Origin of the sequence: Tepidibacter aestuarii (genome assembly GCF_934924865.1) — a bacterium.
Lineage (GTDB): Bacteria > Bacillota > Clostridia > Peptostreptococcales > Peptostreptococcaceae > Tepidibacter_A > Tepidibacter_A aestuarii.
This window is the reverse complement of sequence record NZ_OW235315.1, coordinates 190,491-210,510: the sequence shown is the minus strand read 5'-3', so window position 1 is coordinate 210,510 and position 20,020 is coordinate 190,491. Positions and strand designations below refer to the sequence as shown.

Here is a 20,020-nt window from a genome sequence, read left to right as displayed (position 1 = left end):
ATCTAAAATGAGAAATGTGGTATTATTTTAATTTCTATACTATATCTTTAAATTCATCAATTACTATTTTTTGTTTTAATTTATTTTCTTTAATGTCTGATTTTACCATTCTTACGAAAGAGAACCCAGTCATTATAACAACAATACAAACTGGAATACCAAAAACCAGTGAAGCTGTTTGTAAAGTTTTTAAAGGACTTCCAAGAAGAATGAATCCAATAGGAATAAGAGCCAAGCTAAATGCCCATACTAATCTAAGCCATCTTATAGGTTCACCATTATCGTCTACTTTTGTTTGAGAATTAGCTGCAAGAATATAAGAAGCAGAATCATAAGAAGTAGCCATAAATGTAATACTAAGAACTACTACTAAAAATACAATCAATTTACCTAAAGGTAATGTTTCTAATATAGAAATAATAGTTTGTGGTCCGCCTAATTCATCAAGCTTAGCAACTACATCTAATTTTCCAGAAAGTTGAAGATCTAGCCCATAGTTACCTAAAACAGCAAAGAAAAGAACACATCCAGCTGATCCATAAACTAAAGATCCCATTACCATTTGTTTAATAGTCCTACCTTTTGAAATACGAGCAATAAACATACCTAAAAACGGTGCATATGCAGCCCACCACGCCCAATAAAAAACTGTCCAATATTGAGGGAACATTGACTTACCAGCTGGATCAAGCCAAGTACTCATTCTAAAGAAGTTTGTAGCTACAACACCAAGTGAAGTTGTTCCCATTTCAATTATAAATATAGTATTCCCAGCTAGAAAAACGAATAAAACAATACCTAAAGCTAATACTACATTTACATCACTAAGAACTTTTATTCCTTTTTTCAATCCAGAATAAGCACTAAATCCAAAAATACATGTTACAAGGAATAATATTCCTATTTGAAGACCAGGAGTTTCTTTAAGTCCAAATATTCTAGAAAGACCTGCTGTCACTAATGGTGATCCAAGTCCTAAACTTGTAGCAACTCCACCAACAATACCAAATACAAATGAAATATCGATTATCTTTCCAACAACACCATCAACTCTATTTCCTAATAAAGCACGACAAGCTTCACTTAACTTTAAAACATTACCTTTTCTTACAAAAATAATATATCCAACAGCACAACTTGTTACAGAATAAATAGCCCAAGCCATAGGTCCCCAGTGGAATATACCGTATGCTGCTGCCATTTCAGCTGCTTGCCACGAACCTACTTCAAGTCCAAGTGGAGGAGCTTTATAATAATAAACCCACTCAATAACTCCCCAGTATACAACTCCAGCTCCTACACCAGCACAAAATAGCATTGCAGCCCAAGAGAAACTGCTGAATTCTGGTTTTTCTCCTTCATCTCCCAGTACTATTTTTCCATATCTACTGAAAGATACCCAAATACAAAATATTAAGCAAAACAACCCAAACAAAATGAAGAAACTACCAAATTTAGTTATTATAGCATTATTAATTAAACCAAGCACCTTTCCACTTCTTTCTGGCATCATGATAATAGGTAATGCAACAGCTAATAACGCTATTAAAGCACCGAAAAAGACAGTTTTATCTATTCTAACTTTTTTTGTATCCATTAATATTCCTCCTTATAATATTATTTATATATTTTATTCATTCAATTCTAACATTCCGTTAATGCATTCTTGAAGATTTGCTATCATTTTATTCATTGTTTCTAAATCTTCTTTATAGGCTGTTATAATCATAAATGATTTAGGGCCTACATAATAGTAAATACCAAATCCTTGCTCCTGAACAGGAGGGAAATAAAGATATTTCATATCTGGGTGACCAAAAGATGTTGTTGATAAATGATTGTCACCTATAACTTTAAAAGCTTCTGTATTAAACAGATCTGGTTTTTCAACGATTCCCATTTCTTTACCGTAATCTTTATATACTGATTCTAGTACATATAAGTATCTATTTACTCCTTGTCCAGACTGACATAACTTAACACGTCTATGATGTTCATCCAATGCTTCTTTCATCATTTGATAAAGCTCTGTTTTTGATTTTTCTTTTTTTAGAAACTCTTTTGCAAAACTAACGCTCTCTTTTGATACAGGCCTATTGCTCTCAGTTCTTCCTCTAAAGAATCTTCTAGCATCTACTGATATATATGTGTTCTTAATACTTTCATAAGTCATATATTGCGCTACTTGAAATGCAAGATGAATGAATCCATCTCCAGAAAGAATTCCTTTTTCTTTCAGAACTTCCCTAGATAATCCATCAAAATCAACATATCTAGCTTCAAAACTATCCATACACTTATCAAACCCTTCTTTTAAATCTAAAAGGGCTTCTTTAATATCCTCTGAAAGATCAAAAGTTATCTCTTCTGCTATATTATTTGAAGTTAATTCTTCAAATGAAAATGTAGTTTCCTCAATATATTTCTTTAGTTTGTTAATAAAATAAACTTCTGTTCCACCATCTACAAAACAATGATCTGCAATAAAAGAGAAAACACCATTCTTTGTGCAAGAAAACTGAAATCCTTTTCCATGCCATCGGTTTACATCCTCTCTATTATAAGAAGCATTATCCAGTTCTTCATATACACCATTAATTTCTATATCATCATAATTCATAACTAGAATAGCATCTTTAATTTTTTGATATTCCTTTTGATTTTTATCATTTATCAAAATCTCTCCAAGTACTTTTCCTGCTTCATCTCTATCCACACCAACAGTTACATAATTAGCATTTGGTACAAGTGATTCCATCGTGTTTGATACAATATTTTTAAGGGTATTTACAATTTCACCAACAGAAACGACATTTTTATCCCTAATTACCTGAACATTATAAAGATGATTCTTATAAGAAAATACTATACACTCTGAACATTCATCATTGATATAGTATTCATCCATTCCTTCTTTTATATCATTGATTGATGCTAACAATCCATGAAATTCATCTGATGAATAACGTTTATTCTTAATCCAATATTCTCCTGCACCATTTTCCTTGAAATCTTTATATACAACAGCAGCAGAATGCATAAGTATAGCTATTCTCTCAAGAACTTCAAACTTTAGAAGTTTTTGATTTTCATATATAATAGGAACATTAGTATGAGGTGTAAGAGGAGCTCTCACTAATAAGTGGGATTTAACCCAGTAATCATAAATCCAACTATCTTCTTCTCTATTACCTAGTTCTTGTATTTTTTCTTCCAATTTTTTAGAATCTCCTGTGATTAGGAACTCTTCTACAGTTTTTTTAGCTTTTTCAAACTCTACTGAAGACACAAGAGGTTCAACCCATCCTAAGAACCTATCTAATGTATCTTTTAATATAGGTATTGGATATGATGGTAAATCATCAATATTTTTAATTGGAACATTATACTTTATAAAATCTTTCATTTTCCTAATCTCCTCCTATTAATTTTTTTATCTATCTTAGCCCCAAACACTGTTCAAGTCTTATATCTTTTTGATAAAGAGTACAATAAGAATAACCTATATCTTCAATATTAGTTTTTTCTCCATTTGCAACTTCAATTATTCTATCTAAAATTCTCTTTCCAACTTCATCAGCTGATTCTAAGCCTTTCATAATTTTAGTTGCATCAATATCAATATCTTCATTTATTAAATCTTCATTTCCACTAACTCTTATAACTGGTACTATTGAATTATTAAACCCTGCTCCACCACTTGTCCATAAAATAAGTTGAGCTCCAGCTGCTGCAAAATGCATTCCAGATCCACCACAAAGCATTGTTACATCTGATAAATACATTCCTGGTTTTGTAGGCTTTTCATGTCCTTCTTGGTTAAACTCAAGTATTCCTTGAATTGGTTTTGAACCAGTCTTATAAAGTGCACCTAATGATTTTTCTTCAATAGTTGTAAGTCCTCCTACACTATTTCCAATGCTCATTATTTCAGTATCCGAACCTACTCCCCATCTTTTTTCTTCATTTGAAATTAGAGTTTTTATTTTTTTTGCAACCTCATCATTTACTGCTCTTTTGCATAATATATCTTCACACCCAACAAGTTCCATTAATTCACCAGCTATAGCTATTGCACCTTTATCTACTAATAAATCTGCTGCTTTCCCTACACTTGGATTTGAAGCAATACCTGAACTTGTATCTGATCCACCACATTTAACACCAACAACTAATTTTGAAATATCTACTGGTTGACGTTTAAACGTTTTTGCAAAGCTTTCTATTTCTTTTGCTAGTTCAATTCCTTGTTCAATCGTTTTCTTTGTTCCACCATTTTTTATACATGTCAATGTTTTAGCTAATCTTCCAGTTTTATTTATAGGATCAGCTACAAGCTCTGGATCAATACTTCCACATCCCATAGCCAATACCAAAGCTCCAGCAACATTAGGATTACATCCAGCATTTATAATATTGCTTAAAGTTTCTTCATTTCCACCCAACATACATGTATAATGATTTGTAAGAACTATTGAATTTTCTATTTTATCAGATATTTTTCTTGCAATACCATCCATACATTCATCTACAGCAATAATTAAAATATTATTTCTAATTCCTACCGTTCCATCTGCTCTTACGTATCCATTAAATTTCATAAACCGCACTCCTTTCAGTTAAAACAACCTAGCCTACTGTTATTCCTTTTTCTTTAAGTCCCATTTGTCTAATAATTTCATCTATTATAACATCTGGAAAATTGATTCTTTCACTTCTCACATTGTGAACATGTACTAACTTCCCTTTTTCAATTTGTTTTGAGCTTTTTCCAATTGAATATCCGCATTTGATAATTTCTACATCAGCTTCAATATTACAAATTGCAATCTTATTACCAAAAGGGATTGGATCAATAGCCGTAATTACATCTAAAACTTCAGTTTTTTCAGAAAGAATTTGTACTTTTTCGTTTACATCAATATTTTCTAAAACAGTAGCAACATTATCATTTGGATGTTTTATTATTGCTTTTTTCAATTATTACACCTCTTTTCATATTTTTTTACTTTTTATGTCTACACTTATTTGTTTAGCAATAACCATGCCAAATTTTTATTTATTAAATTGACTAGGTTATACGGCTATATCATTTTATTTTTTTCTACAAATTTAAACTTTTTTTGACTCAAATCGTCATTTGCGACTCAAAATTCATCTAGTCGCTGCGCACTGACTCATGTCGCCAACGATCCCTCCGGGCTCCGTTGCTCAAAATATTTGCAAGTATAGTTCTTCCATCAACTTTATCAACAGAGCAAAAATTTTATAATCTCTTAGTCTATAAAAAAAGTACAGCTTATAGCTGTACTTTTTAAGGACAATACTTTCGTATAAGTCTAGTTGCTTTTGACTGACTTATATCTAAAGCTTCTGCCACTTTTCTAGAACTTTTAAATTTTTCATGGACTTTAGTTATTAATTCTTTTTCAAATTTCTCTTTTTCTAAATCAAAAGACTCAGGAAAAGCATTGTCTTTTTCAGATTTTGGTTCTTCAAAGAATATTTTAGGTAAATCAGAAACTCTTATTATAGGCTTTGAAGATGTAACTACTAAGCGCTCAATGATATTTTCTAATTGCCTTACATTTCCAGGCCAACTGTAAGTTACGAAAAACTCTAAACATTTTTCTGATAAAGAACAAGTATATTTGTATCTATCATTGAATTTATTTAAAAAATAATTACTCAAAGCAATAATATCTTTCGGCCTTTGTCTTAAAGAAGGTATTTCAATCTCAATTACATTTAATCTCCAATATAAATCTTCTCTAAATCTTTTGTTTTCTACCATTTCCATTAAATCACGATTTGTAGCTGCTATTATCCTTATATCAACTTTTTTCGCTTCTCTTCCTCCTATTGGAATGAACTGTTTGTCCTGAATTACATGTAAAAGTTTTGCTTGAAGTCTTAAAGAAAGTTCTCCAATCTCATCTAAAAATACAGTTCCCTTGTTAGCAAGTTCAATTAACCCAACTTTTCCTTTGTCACTCGCTCCAGTGAAAGCTCCTTTTACATAACCAAACAATTCTGATTCTAATAAATCTTCCGGAATAGCAGCACAGTTAATAGTTAATAAATTCATATCCTTACGATTGCTTTTTTTATGAATATGTTTTACTAAAACCCCTTTACCAGTACCCGATTCTCCTCTAATTAATATAGTCGAATCTACCTTAGAAACCTTTTCTGATAGTTCAATTATTTTTTTCATCTCTTGGCTTCTTGATATAATCTTCTCCTCTATAAATTCAATAATATTATCTTCAAAGTTATCTATTTTTTCGCAATTTAATAAACCTTCTTCTAACTTTTTTCTAACTACATCTATTTCATGTATTTTGTCTCTCACACTCATTACTACAAGTTCAACATCTCCATTTTCATCAAGTATCGGTACTGCAGTAGTTATTATAGTCTCACCTAAGTATGATTTTTGTTCAATAGTCATTCTTCTTTTTTCTTTATATATAATAGGCAATACAGATGGGTACCAGCATTTAAGCTCTAATAGTTCATAAAACGTCTTTCCAATTATTTCACATGGTTTCATTCCATAATGCCTCTCACATGCTCTATTTACATAAATAACACGATAATTATTATCATAAACAAAAATTTCATCAAAAGCATTATCTAAAATTTTTTTTAACACTTCATAATCTAACTTATTTTCTAATTCATTTTTCTTATTATCCATATTCATATCACCTCAATAATATATGAGTATAAAGTGAAACTTAATTTAGATTAAGTTTTTACTACAACTAATCTTTTAGGTTTCGGATGAATTTTTAATAGTTATATATCTTTTATTTATATATTTTTCCCATATTCATTATATTTAGCAATAATTATGCCAAAATATAATCTTCTAAAATTTTATACACTTTTTTAAAGCCAAAGCATTCATCTGACTAAATTATATAATAAGACAAAATAACCATTTCACATAATTCTATTTTTCTATAAAAATCAAAACGAGTCTTTTTTAATTCTCTTTTTAATCAAAAAAGACTCAGCGAGTCAGTTTCAACTCATTAATTCTTTTAAATTTATATTATTTAATTTTAAATATTATATATAACTCAACGCGCTTAAAAATTAACCATTTAAAAGTCATAATACATATGAATAATATACCAAATTTAAACCTAGAAAATAAAAAAGGAATTTACCACTAACACGTAGAATATAATATTCAGTACAAGGTGCCTTTAATAGGAGAATAGGGAATTAGGTTAAAATCCTAAACGGACCCACCACTGTAATGTGAAGCTATATCCATGTATCCACTGGTCCTTTCCGGGAAGGAGAATATAGCTATGAAACAAAGTCAGGAGACCTGCCTTGTATAGGGTTGATACGGATGACGGTAAAGTCCATATCTTTAATTTTTGATACCAAAAATTAAAGATATGGACTTTTTGAATTGTACTAATTGTACTATAAGTAAGAAGGGGGAAAATAAAAATATGAAGCTTTTAAACAAAACAATTAATTCTATAAGCAAAACTGATAGAAGGTATATGGATTTAGCTCAGCAAAGATTGGACAGTTTTTTTAAACCCGTAGGAAGTTTAGGAAAATTAGAAGATATCTGTGTACAGCTATCTGGTATATATGGAAAAACAGACTTTGATACTTCCAAAAAAGCTATACTAGCATTTGCAGCTGACCACGGTATTTATGAAGAAGGCGTTGCTCCAGATCCTCAGGAAATTACAAAACTTCAAATTCCTAATTTCGTAAAAGGAGTTAGTGGAGTAGGTTGTTTAGCTAAGAGTGCAAATGCAGATGTAATTGCAGTTGATATTGGTATAAACTGTGATGATTTAATAGATGGAGTTTTAGATTATAAAATAAGAAAAGGAACTTCTAATATGGCAAAAGGTCCTGCCATGACATACGATGAGGCTATTCGCTCACTGGAAATAGGTATTGAATTATCTAACAAACTTATAAATGATGGATATACAGTACTTGGAATAGGTGAAATGGGGATAGGGAATACATCAGCAACTAGTGCTATAATATCAGTATTTGGAGACTTAGACCCTTTCGATGTTACTGGAATGGGCTCAGGCCTTAATAATGATTCTATAATCAAAAAAGCAAACACAATAAAAAAAGCCATAAATATTAATAAACCTATTAAAGAAGACCCTATAGATGTATTATCTAAAGTAGGTGGCTTTGAAATAGGTGCTATGGCTGGAGTTATACTAGGTGCAAGCAGTAATAATATACCCGTTGTATTAGACGGTTTTATATCTTATGCTGCTGCTATCATAGCATATAATATTAATAATTTAAGTAAAGAATATATGATCGCATCTCATTTTTCAAAAGAAAAAGCAACAAGTAAAGCTCTTGAACTTCTAAAGCTAGAACCTATGCTTTATATGAATATGCGTCTTGGTGAAGGAAGTGGAGCAGCTCTTGCCTTTAACATAATAGAGTCCGCTAACTATATGTATAAAAACATGGCAAAGCGAGATGAAATTTGTAGCATTGTTTAATTATCTATACAAAAACTTTTTCTAATGATTCTTTTAATCTATCTGGGTGTACAGGCTTTATTATAAAGTCTGTCGCTCCACTTTTTATAGCTTCAATAATCTTCTCGTGTTGTCCTATATCAGATATCATTACAACTTTAGCGCTTTCATCAATCTTTATTATTTCCTTTAATGCTTCTATACCATTCATTTTAGGCATAGTTATATCCATAGTAACTATGTCAGGCTTTAATTTTATATATTTTTGAACCGCTTCTTTCCCATCACAAGCCTCTCCGATAACTTCAAATCCAAGCTTTTGCATATTATCAAAGAGAAAATTTCTCATAAAAGTAGCATCATCTACTATTAATATCTTCATTTTTTCACCCTTCCTAACCTCTAACTAGAACTATTTTACCATTTTTTTCATCAAAATTCAATCTAAGGTTATATTTTAACTATAATGCGTGCCATTTGTCACAATTATATTTTAATACATCATGCTATAATTTAGAAATGTATTTTTGATCAAGTTTTGTAGAATTAACTCTATTTTTTTGATACAATACTGTAGATATTATTTTTAGAAGGTGATTTTAATAATGAAAAATACAAAAAAGGGAATTTTTATTTCCATAGAAGGACCTATCGGAGTTGGTAAAACTACTTTATCTAATATACTCAACTCTCATTTTAATTCACATCATTTAAGAGAAATAGTTGAAGAAAATCCTTTTTTATCTCATTTTTACACTAATATTAAGGAATATGCTCTTCAAACAGAATCATTTTTCTTCTTTAACAGAGTCAAACAATTAGAAGATGTTGAAAAGGTTATTAAGCAAGGTAACATTGTAATCAGCGATTATAACATAATTAAAAATTTGATATTTGCAGGTCTTACACTCAACAAAAAGCAATTCCATAAATACAAGCAAGTCTATGATATATTCGTAAGTGGTCTACCTCAATCAGATATAATAATCTATCTTAATTCTAACACAGATACTTTGATGAAAAAAATAGCTCTTAGAGACAGAAATTTTGAAAGACAAATGGATAGAAATTATATAGACAACCTAAGAGAAGAATACGAGTATTATTTTAATAAAAGATCTTTAAAACACTATTTTGGCGAAAAAACACCTATTATAATTGATGTAGATAATACAAATATGGATTTTATAAACTGCCAAAAAGATAGAGAGTGGATGATTGAACAAGTAGAAAGTAGCATAAAAAATTTAGGAGGCATCTAATGTTAAAACTTATAAATAACAATATTTCATCAATCCCTAGAGATAAAAATGAAAATATATTTATAACTGTAGCTGGAAATGTAGGTGCAGGTAAATCTACTATAACAAAGTTATTATCTCAAAAACTTAATTTAAATTCTCACTTTGAAAAAGTAGATGATAACCCTTACCTAGATGATTTCTATACAAATCAAGAAAAATGGGGATTCCATCTTCAACTATATTTTCTAGCTCAAAGATTTAAACAACAAAAATCAATAGCATCAAATGGATTTAATAATATACAGGACAGAAGTATATATGAAGATGTTGAAATATTTGCAAAATCTTTATATGACAACGATAAAATGAGCAAGAGAGATTTTGAAACTTATAGAGATTTATTTTATGATATGATCCCTCACTTAAAAAAGCCAAATCTTATGATTTATCTGAATGGTTCTATAGATACTATAATAGATAGAATAAACTTAAGAGGTAGAGATATGGAGAAAAGAGTTCCTAGAGAATACTGGGAAAATCTTCATTCAAGATATGAAACATGGATAGATAGCTATACAGATTCTCCTATATTATACGTAAACATAGACAAGGTTGATTTAATTGAAAATCCTGAACAATTAGATATTATAGCTGATGAGATAAAAAAAATATTGGATTTATCCGAAAGCTAAAAGTTCTAAGAATCTACCCTCTTAAGGCTGTAGATAAGAACTTAACAGCTTCCGGATTAGCTCTACTAGAAATTCAGTTGAAGTAAAAACTCTATCTGAATTAAGTTTTTCTTTATTAATAATAAAAGATGCTTATAGAGTCTATAAGCATCTTTTATTATTCCTATAAACATACCCAATCTCATTGTCGTTTAAGTTACAAGCTTTTATTCCATTTTTTATCGCCATAGTAATAACATCTTCTTTTCTTATCCCAGATTTTATTAAATGATTCACCTCATCAAGTGTTCCTTGAACATGCTCCACCTTATAGCATCCACTATCGCTCCCTACAGCCATTTTAACTCCCATTGCATACGCTAGAGCTACTGAATATAAATGTTCTCTATACACCCTTTCTATTACATTAAAGAAGCTCTTAAATCTATTATCTCCCTTCATTAGATTTCCAAGAGGAGATAATGTTGGTATCCATATAATATCTCTTTCTGCCATTTTATAAATTTCTCTATCTTTTATAAAGTAACCATGTTCTATAGTATCAACACCACACTCAATAGCCATATCTATTCCATCGGATGAATTCACATGAACCATAACAGGTATTCCATTATCTTTTGATATATTTACAATTTCCTTAAGTTCTTTTTTATTAAAAAATATTTCGGTATGATTTATATATTTTTCAAAATCGACAAGACCACTCAAAACTATTTTAAGATGATCCATATCTTTAGACTTTAAATAATGAAATAAATTTTTGAAGTCATCTAAATCCCTCACAGGAGACCCTAAAAATTTACCATACATACCATGCTTATAGACGGCTTTGACAGGTGATTTAAATATAATTTTTTCTTCCCCTGCTATTTTTCTAGCTATACAAGATACTTCTAAATCATCTCCTCCATCTTTTAAAACATAAATCCCTATTTTTTTATATTCTTTAAATCTTTTTCTTATAATTTTTTCTATTTCTTCTGTTTTTGATAACTCTCTAGCTTTTTTGAAATCTATTCCATCAAGAGATATATGTATGTGACAATCTATCATATTTTATTCCCCTTTCAAACATATTTCCCGAGAAATACAAAAATTCACATTATATTTTCCAAGTAATTTTAGAAGTATTTTATTATATAAAATTCGTCTAATTGCTACGCACTGACTCATGTCGCCAACGATCCCTACGGGCTCCGTTGCTCAAAATAGTTGTAAGTGTAGTTATTTCATCAATATTATCCACAGAGCGAAAATTTTATAATTCCTATAGTATATAAAAAGACGACTTAAATTTTTAAGTCGTCTTTTTCTTATTCTTCTCTAAGATGAGATCCCTGCATTAAAAATGTTAATACTTGTTTCGCTTCTACTTCATCCTCAACTTCTACAACTATTTGATCAGGATTTTCATTTACTATATACATAGCTCCTATTATAGACTTCGCATTTACAGAATACTCTCCAGATTTCAAGTATACTTTACCTTTCAACTTAGATACGAATTCTACAAATCTATTTATATCCTCAACCTTCATAAAAGTTACTTTCATTTCATTTCCTCCTCTACTATTTATTGCCCTTAGTTTAATTATAATGAATATATATCTGAAAATTCAATGTTTATTTTTTCAACTAAGTCACTATTATAATTACATTCTTCCTCAATTTCACAATTATTATTACAATTATTATACGGTAATCTTATGACCGTTTGAGTTCCTACACCGACTTCACTTGTTACCGATATGTTTCCATTATGTTTTTCTACTAAAGACTTTACGAGAGATAATCCGACTCCACTTCCTTCGTGTTTTCTTTTTAAAGATCCATCAACTTGCGTAAATCTATCGAATATAGTGTCTATTTTATCCTCTGGTATACCTATTCCATTGTCTCTTATACTTATAAGCATATAATCAATATTATTACATATATTCACCCATATACATCCGCCTTTATCAGTATTTTTTATAGAATTCGATAATATATTTAATATTATCCGTTCTATTATATCTACATCACAAGGAATTATTTTTTCTTCTATATCAGTATCAAATATTATATCTATTCCATTTGATTTTGCAAATTCTACTACTGATTGAGTTATGCTTTCTATTATATATATAATGTTATAGTTCTTATATTTAATTTCAAAAGAATCATATTCTATTTTTGTAATATCCATAATATTATTGATAAGCCTTAATAGTCTAAGGCAATTTTGCTTACCCATATCTATATATTCATTAAACTTTTCAGGTTTTATTTTTATATAATTATCATTTTTATAAATACTCAACACTTGAATAATTCCAAGTATTACATTTAATGGAGTTTTAAATTCATGCGATATGTTACAAAAAAATTCAGTTTTTATTCTATCGTGTTCAATAGTTTTTGCGAGTAATTCTTCATTTTCTTCTATTATTTTCAGTAACTTATCATTAGCTTCTTTTCGCTGTGTTATATCTCTACCAATAGATAATATAACTTTTTTATTATTAAACTCAAATAAATGCCAATTTATCTCAACTGGTATTTTAATTGCGTCCTTAGTTACATGAATCGTTTCATATGTTATACATTTTGATTCATCTAATTTCATTACAGACTCTTTATACTTATTATATGATCTATCATCTCTTATATCATATGGTGTCATATTTAATAATTCTTCTTTAGTATATCCAAGCCTTTCACAAGCACTTTTATTAATTTCTATATACCTATCCATACGTCTATCATTTAATTGTATAAGCGCAATAGCATCTCCAGCATTATCGAATAAAGCCTTAAATTTTTCTTCACTCTGCTTTAAGTTTATCTGATTTTCTTTCATCTCTGTTATGTCTGTATACGTTCCCATAAATTTTATTATTCTGCCATTTTCGTCCCATATGGCTTGACCTCTATCTAATACCCATATATATGTTCCATCTTTTTTTTTCATTCTATATTCTATTTTAAATTCATCTATTTTTTTATCCATATAATCATATGTTTTTTTAAATACATAATCATAATCATCTGGATGTATCAATTTAAACCAATCCTCTTCCGAGTTTGATAGTTCATGATCTTTATATCCCAATATGCTTTTCCATTTATGTGGAAATAATATGTGCTTTTTTTCTATATTCCAGCACCAAAGACCACCTGTTGTATTATTTATTACAAATTTATATTGTTCATCATTTACTTGAATCTCATTTTTTAAATTTTCAATAATTCTAATATATTTCTCTATTAAAACATAAAAAGCTATAGAAGTTATAACTATACATATATTACATTTTACATAATTAAATATTATCAATTTATCCATACTTTTAAAAGTAGAACCTATTATATAGTCACTAACATAAACAAATACCTTTGCAACAATAGCATATATACATATGATCTTAATGGCATATATTCTTTCTTTTTTTATGCTAATCATTAATATCCCCCTAATAATATGTACTAAATTTTTCATAATTCCCATTAAGATAATACCATATAAACCATAATATTACATTATATAATAAAGATTTTATCTATTTATATTTATTTTTTTATATATAAAATGCGTATTATGTTATCTTATGTCATGAACGAATCTAATAGGATCCGTCGATTGAAATAAAAAATTTCCTTCATGCTACCAAAAAGTCCTCCGAGCTTTGTTCTCAAAATTCATATTAATTACGCCAACAAGCCTCATAACTCTGTTACTTAAAATAGTTGCAAATATAGATATTTAATCTATATTATCCACAAATTCAAAATCATCTGACTTTTTATAGCATAAAAAAATCAGATAGAGTTATTTAACTCTATCTGATTTGAAATTTATTATTAGTAGTTTCCTTGAGCTACCATTGCATCCGCAACTTTTAAGAATCCAGCTACGTTAGCTCCAGCAACTAAGTTATATCCAAATCCATATTCTTCAGCAGCAGCTTTAGCATTGTCATGGATATTTATCATTATGTTATGAAGTTTAGCATCTACTTCTTCCTTAGTCCAAGAAAGTCTCATGCTGTTTTGAGACATTTCAAGAGCAGAAACTGCAACTCCACCAGCATTAGCAGCCTTAGCAGGTCCAACTATTACTCCCTTTTCTAAGAAATAGTCAACAGCTTCGTTAGTACATGGCATGTTAGCACCTTCACAAACGTACTTAACTCCATTTTCTACTATTTGCTTAGCATGCTCTATAGTAATATCATTTTGAATAGCACAAGGCATTATGATATCAACTTTTTGTCCCCATGGCTTTTGTCCAGCTACGAATTCGCATCCAAACTTATCAGCATAATCCTTAACTCTTGCACCTTTGTTCTCGTTTAACATTTCTACTAAGTAGTTGATCTTTTCATCAGTTACGATACCATCTTTATCGTAGATGTATCCATCTGGTCCAGAAAGTGTAACAACCTTTCCTCCAAGATCTCTAACTTTTTGACATGCTCCCCAAGCAACATTACCAAATCCAGAAACTGCAACAGTTTTTCCTTCGAAAGTATCTCCTTCATGCTTTAATATTTCATTACAGAAGTAAGTTACTCCAAATCCTGTAGCTTCAGGTCTTATTAAACTTCCTCCGTATGGAAGTCCTTTTCCTGTAAGAACTCCGTTTTCGAAAGCTCCTCTTATTCTTCTGTAGTGTCCGTATAAGAATCCGATTTCTCTTCCTCCAACACCGATATCTCCAGCTGGAACGTCTACATCTGGTCCTATATGTCTGTAAAGCTCAGTCATGAAGCTTTGGCAGAATCTCATTATTTCTTGGTCTGATTTTCCTCTAGCATCGAAATCAGATCCACCTTTTCCTCCTCCTATTGGAAGTCCAGTTAATGAATTCTTGAATATTTGCTCAAATCCTAAGAATTTGATTATTCCTATATAAACTGAAGGATGGAATCTAAGTCCTCCTTTGTAAGGTCCTATAGCTCCGTTGAATTGAACTCTCATTCCACGATTAACTTGGATATTTCCTGCATCATCAACCCAAGGTACTCTAAATACTATTTGTCTTTCTGGCTCAGTTATTCTTTCTAATATGTTAGCTTTTATATATTCTGGACGTTTTTCTAAAACTGGAGCTAAAGTGTTTAATACCTCTTCAACAGCTTGTAAAAACTCAGGTTCTGCACTATTTCTTTTTGTAACATTCTCCATTACATTAGATATGTAATCTTTAGCACTTAAAACTTCTCTTGACATTTAAGTAAACCCCCTCTATTAATGTTAATCATTTGGTATTTCCGTTAAACGTTGTAGCTTGTCGAATCTTAGGGAAAATGTTTTCCCACTCCTTGAATAAATTATAACATACTAAAATTTAACTTGTAAACATATTATAAGTTTATTTATTTTTTAACAAATATCTACTACATGTATATTTATACCATTAACATTTAAAAGCGTTGTAAACTCTAGTATATTCATTATTTTCTCTTGTATATTTTCACATTGTCTTAATATTCCGAACATTTTAAGCTTGACCTTTATATCAACATTTATACCTGATTTATTATGTTTTATACTTATAGACCCAACTTGACATACATCTTCAAATTTAGTCATTTCATATGCAACTATTTGTTTTATAGCTTTTTGAGATATATAATACTTACCCATATAGCTAAATGTAGGTCTTATAATAGTTTTTTCAAACTCTTTTATTTCGCTGTTTTTATCTTTGAATAAAAGCTTAATAGGATTAGTAAAAAGACCTGAGAAATGTTTCTTTACTTCAAAAGTTGGAAGAGGTATTATATGAATCCCCTTTTCCATTCTACTTTTTCTAGCATCATCCATTTCTTCTTTTGTCGCTATATCTTCCATATTTATATTTTTGTAAATATCAGGCAACTCTAATCTATTTTTTATTCTGTTTATCATCTTCCAAGATGTTCCTATTATTAATATACTTTGAACATCATTTTCCTCTATAGCCTTTATCATATTTTTTCTATGCTCTAAATTTTCAAATATAGCCCTCTTAACAGCCTCCATCTTAGTAGAAGCATTCTTAGCTGAAATACCTGTTACTATACAGTTTTTATGTATAAGAATTCCATCATCTATTATATAATCTATATTATTTTCATGTGCTATACTTAGTGCTCTATAGCTCTTTCCCGTGCCACTAGGGCCACAAAGTGCATATACCTTCATAAAAATACCTCTCTTTATTTAGTAATATATATATTATAACCTTATTTAGGTATATTTTGCTTATTTTCAGTAGATTTAAATAGCACTTTTTTCAATTTAAGTTATTAAAACTATTCAAATTTTAGAAGCACAAAAAAAGAAAAATGAAGATCATTTTCATAACCTTCATTTTTCGATTAACCATTAATTAAACTTTTATTTTTAAGATACCTTACACATATCTCTACTAGCAACTATATTAATTCCAGTATCTAATACATTTTCAACAATTACATCTCCAACCATTACAGGTGCTTCAACCTCAACCTCATCAAGCAGTTCCATAAGGTCAAATATAAGCTCTTTTGGTATTGAATCACTAGTTTTCACAGGTACTAATCTTAAAGCTCCACCCTTTATCTTAACAGTAGTTGTAACCATTCTCTTAGGCGCTGTCATCTCTTCTACTCCGTATTTTTCTCCTCTTTTACATGTATTCCCTGTAACTGTATAAGTTTCATCTTCGTTCTTTTTAACTGTCATTCTACATCCTACAGGACACACTATACAAGTAATGTTTTTTCCCATTATTAAGCCTCCTCTACACAAACACTGATATTACCCTTTAGATTTTTAACAATTTCTGAGCTTAATTTTAAGTTTTCCATCTCTGAAGGTATCATATGAGGTCTTCTCTTTTGAAGTATTATTTCATCTCCATCTCTAACAACAAGTTTTTTATCGCTATATATGTTTCTAACTCTCATAAATAAGTTAACTTCTTCTCCTAGTTCAGTATCTATTTGTTGGGGTACTATATATCCTATCCCATCTCCAGGTTTAGTCTCTATAGTTTCGTTATTCTCTATTTTATCTAAAGCATATAGTGCAGCGTTCTTTCCTGCTATTCTACTTTCCTTAGTAACAAAATCAACTAAATCATGAACATGAACAACATTCCCACATGCGAACACTCCATCAACATTAGTTTGCATTTTATTGTTTACTATAGGACCTTTAGTTGTATTATGAAGTTCAACTCCTGTATCACTTGAAAGTTCATTTTCAGGTATAAGTCCTACTGATAATAATACTGTGTCACACTCTATTTCTCTATCAGTTCCTTCTATAGGATTTCTATTTTCATCAAGCTTTGATATAGTAACTCCTGTAACCCTGTCCTTTCCATGAATATAAGTTATTCCATGCTGTAATAAAAGAGGAATATCAAAGTCATCTAAACACTGAACTATATTTCTAGTAAGTCCACTTGAATGAGGGTTAACTTCAACTACAGCCTCTACCTTAGCTCCTTCTAAAGTCATTCTTCTAGCCATTATAAGACCTATATCACCAGAACCGTATATAATTACTTTTTTACCTACCATGTATCCTTCCATATTCATAAACCTTTGAGCTGCTCCAGCTGTATAAACTCCTGCTGGTCTATAACCTGCAAGGTCTATTGCACCTCTTGTTCTTTCTCTACATCCCATTGCAAGAACTATTGCAACAGCTTCAATATCTATAAGACCCTTTTCTCCAAGTGCTATTATTTTCTTATCTTCTATACTAAGCACCATAGTATTTAGCATATAATCTATATCATTTTCTTCTACCATTTTTATGAATCTATTTGCATATTCAGGTCCTGTAAGTTCTTCTTTAAATTCATGAAGACCAAAACCATTATGGATACATTGATTAAGTATTCCTCCAAGTTCTCTATCTCTTTCTATTATCAATACCTTATTTGCTCCATGTTTTTTTGCTTCAACAGCAGCTCCAAGTCCTGCTGGTCCTCCTCCAACTACAACAACATCATATTTCAACCTTCTCACCCCTTGATTCTTTTACTTTTCCTAATATCATTTTAGAGTTTTCATAGTCTTTTAAAATATCTTCCATATCTAAATTAAGTTCTCTAGCTAGTATTTCAACTACCCTAGGGCCACAAAATCCGCCTTGACATCTTCCCATACCTGGTCTTACTCTTCTTTTTACTCCATCAACAGTTCTAGCTCCAGCTGGTCTGTGAATTGCATCTATTATCTCAGCTTCTGTTGTAGTTTCACATCTACATATAATCTTTGAATGTTTTATATCCTTTTCAATAGCTTGTTTTCTTTCTTCATGATTCATATGAGAGAATGGCTTATCTTTTTTTCTATATGGATTAAAATCTTGTTTAGTTTCAAAATTTAATCCTTCTTCTTTTAATATATCTATTACATATTCAGCTATAGCTGGTGCTGCACTAAGTCCAGGAGATTCTATTCCTCCAACATTTATAAATCCTTTAGCTTTATTTGATGCAAATATCATAAAATCCTTAGTATTAGGAGTTGCTCTAACACCCGAAAAAGATGTTATAGTCTTTGATAGATCAAGAATTGGTATACTTTTTTTAGCATTCTTAGTTAAAAAGCTCAAACCATTTTTTGTTATAGATACATCTTCTGGATTTTTTACTTCTTCAGCAGTAGGCCCTAAAAGTACATTGCCATGGACTGTAGGTGTAACCAATACTCCTTTACCTTTTTTAGTAGGACATTGGAATAACACATGATTTACAATATTTCCTTCAGACTTATCTAAAACCTTATATTCTCCCTTTCTACTTATAATGTAATACTCTTCTCCACCTATCATGTTGTTTATCTTATCAGCATAAACTCCAGCTGCATTTATAACATATTTAGCTTGTATAGTTCCTTTTTTAGTTTCTATACTAAAATATTCACCTTTAGATATATTAGTTACTTCTGATTCTGTATTTAACTTAACCCCATTAGTAATAGCATTTTCCATTAAAGCAACAGTTAAATTAAATGGGCAAACAATGCCAGCACTTTTACATCTAAGAGCTCCCACTACCTCATCACTTATATTAGGTTCTACCTCTTTAACTTGTTCTTTATTTAATATTTCAAGGCCCTTAACCTTGTTTTTAATTCCTCTTTTATAAAGATCTTTTACTGTCTCCATTTCTTCTTCAGAAAATGCAACAACTAAAGATCCTATTCTCTTAAAATGAACATCTAGTTCATTACATAAATCTTCATACATTTCATTTCCTTTAACATTTAGCTTGGCCTTTAAAGTTCCATCAACAGCATCATATCCACCATGAATTATTGCGCTATTAGCTTTTGTAGTTGCTTGACAAACTTCAACTCCTTTTTCTAGTACAATTGTCTTTAAATCATACTTAGAAAGTTCTCTAGCTATACTGGCTCCTACAACACCAGCACCTATTACAGCTATATCAAACATATTTATTCCTCCTCATTGTAAAATCCTTAATCATTACTTAAATTAATATATTTTTAAATATTATATAAAGTTAAATATCAGAAACTTAGAATTTATATCAATAGGGTTAAAATTAATATAAATTGTAAATTCCCACAAATTAATACTTATAAAA

Annotated in this window: 17 protein-coding genes and 1 riboswitch; of the genes, 3 read left to right on the top strand and 14 right to left on the bottom strand. The window is 29.9% G+C overall.

Translation table 11 applies throughout. The annotated features are described in order from the left end of the window. Window positions 1-34: 34 nt before the first annotated feature. The 5 genes from M2214_RS01045 to M2214_RS01025 form a co-directional block, all read right to left on the bottom strand. Window positions 35-1,597: a BCCT family transporter gene (locus M2214_RS01045; RefSeq protein ID WP_248481826.1), complete on the bottom strand. Its 1,563-nt coding sequence runs from the start codon at window positions 1,595-1,597 to the stop codon at window positions 35-37. Between the two features lie 33 nt (window positions 1,598-1,630). Beyond that, window positions 1,631-3,406, bottom strand: a complete 1,776-nt coding sequence (locus M2214_RS01040; RefSeq protein WP_248481824.1) for a choline/carnitine O-acyltransferase — start codon at window positions 3,404-3,406, stop codon at window positions 1,631-1,633. A 31-nt stretch (window positions 3,407-3,437) separates the two neighbouring features. After that, entirely contained in the window at window positions 3,438-4,601 is a 1,164-nt protein-coding gene (locus M2214_RS01035) for a UxaA family hydrolase (protein WP_248481822.1), read from the bottom strand. A gap of 28 nt (window positions 4,602-4,629) precedes the next feature. Further along, a complete protein-coding gene (locus M2214_RS01030; protein WP_248481814.1) occupies window positions 4,630-4,980 on the bottom strand; it encodes a UxaA family hydrolase in 351 nt (116 codons plus the stop codon). A gap of 334 nt (window positions 4,981-5,314) precedes the next feature. Next, window positions 5,315-6,703 carry a sigma-54 interaction domain-containing protein gene (locus M2214_RS01025; RefSeq protein ID WP_248481812.1) on the bottom strand — a complete coding sequence of 463 codons (1,389 nt, stop codon included), beginning with the start codon at window positions 6,701-6,703 and terminating at the stop codon, window positions 5,315-5,317. A gap of 492 nt (window positions 6,704-7,195) precedes the next feature. Further along, a riboswitch (cobalamin riboswitch) is annotated at window positions 7,196-7,370 on the top strand. Window positions 7,371-7,478: 108 nt separating this feature from the next. Here M2214_RS01025 and cobT point away from each other — a divergent pair. Further along, window positions 7,479-8,525, top strand: coding sequence for a nicotinate-nucleotide--dimethylbenzimidazole phosphoribosyltransferase (gene cobT, locus M2214_RS01020; RefSeq protein ID WP_248481810.1), 1,047 nt, complete (start codon window positions 7,479-7,481; stop codon window positions 8,523-8,525). A 4-nt stretch (window positions 8,526-8,529) separates the two neighbouring features. Here the strand turns inward: cobT and M2214_RS01015 are convergent, their stop codons facing one another. Further along, a complete protein-coding gene (locus M2214_RS01015; RefSeq protein ID WP_248481808.1) occupies window positions 8,530-8,886 on the bottom strand; it encodes a response regulator in 357 nt (118 codons plus the stop codon). A 223-nt stretch (window positions 8,887-9,109) separates the two neighbouring features. On the opposite strand from M2214_RS01015, the gene M2214_RS01010 reads away from it, so the two are divergent. Together M2214_RS01010 and M2214_RS01005 are read left to right on the top strand one after the other, a co-directional pair. Further along, window positions 9,110-9,766 (top strand): deoxynucleoside kinase, encoded by a 657-nt coding sequence (locus M2214_RS01010; RefSeq protein WP_248481806.1) that lies wholly within the window; start codon window positions 9,110-9,112, stop codon window positions 9,764-9,766. Continuing rightward, the gene (locus M2214_RS01005) at window positions 9,766-10,440 is read left to right on the top strand and encodes a deoxynucleoside kinase (RefSeq protein ID WP_248481804.1); all 675 of its coding nucleotides are present in this window, start codon (window positions 9,766-9,768) and stop codon (window positions 10,438-10,440) included. Before M2214_RS01010 ends, M2214_RS01005 begins: the two co-directional genes overlap by 1 nt. 141 nt (window positions 10,441-10,581) lie before the next feature. Here M2214_RS01005 and M2214_RS01000 read toward each other — a convergent pair whose 3' ends face one another. The 8 genes from M2214_RS01000 to M2214_RS00965 form a co-directional block, all read right to left on the bottom strand. Continuing rightward, a complete protein-coding gene (locus M2214_RS01000; protein WP_248481803.1) occupies window positions 10,582-11,493 on the bottom strand; it encodes an amidohydrolase family protein in 912 nt (303 codons plus the stop codon). Between the two features lie 260 nt (window positions 11,494-11,753). After that, on the bottom strand, window positions 11,754-11,993 hold the full coding sequence (locus tag M2214_RS00995) for an HPr family phosphocarrier protein (RefSeq protein WP_248481801.1): 240 nt from the start codon (window positions 11,991-11,993) through the stop codon (window positions 11,754-11,756). 38 nt (window positions 11,994-12,031) lie between these two features. Beyond that, entirely contained in the window at window positions 12,032-13,885 is a 1,854-nt protein-coding gene (locus M2214_RS00990) for a sensor histidine kinase (protein WP_248481799.1), read from the bottom strand. A 398-nt stretch (window positions 13,886-14,283) separates the two neighbouring features. Next, window positions 14,284-15,654, bottom strand: a complete 1,371-nt coding sequence (gene gdhA, locus M2214_RS00985; RefSeq protein WP_248481796.1) for an NADP-specific glutamate dehydrogenase — start codon at window positions 15,652-15,654, stop codon at window positions 14,284-14,286. 153 nt (window positions 15,655-15,807) lie between these two features. Continuing rightward, window positions 15,808-16,611, bottom strand: coding sequence for an Asp23/Gls24 family envelope stress response protein (locus M2214_RS00980; RefSeq protein WP_248481794.1), 804 nt, complete (start codon window positions 16,609-16,611; stop codon window positions 15,808-15,810). A 201-nt stretch (window positions 16,612-16,812) separates the two neighbouring features. Further along, window positions 16,813-17,178, bottom strand: a complete 366-nt coding sequence (locus M2214_RS00975; RefSeq protein ID WP_248481791.1) for a DUF1667 domain-containing protein — start codon at window positions 17,176-17,178, stop codon at window positions 16,813-16,815. A 2-nt stretch (window positions 17,179-17,180) separates the two neighbouring features. Beyond that, window positions 17,181-18,422 (bottom strand): NAD(P)/FAD-dependent oxidoreductase, encoded by a 1,242-nt coding sequence (locus M2214_RS00970; RefSeq protein WP_248481789.1) that lies wholly within the window; start codon window positions 18,420-18,422, stop codon window positions 17,181-17,183. Continuing rightward, window positions 18,412-19,866: an NAD(P)/FAD-dependent oxidoreductase gene (locus tag M2214_RS00965; RefSeq protein ID WP_248481787.1), complete on the bottom strand. Its 1,455-nt coding sequence runs from the start codon at window positions 19,864-19,866 to the stop codon at window positions 18,412-18,414. The genes M2214_RS00970 and M2214_RS00965 overlap by 11 nt, the downstream gene beginning before the upstream one ends. Window positions 19,867-20,020 lie beyond the last annotated feature (154 nt).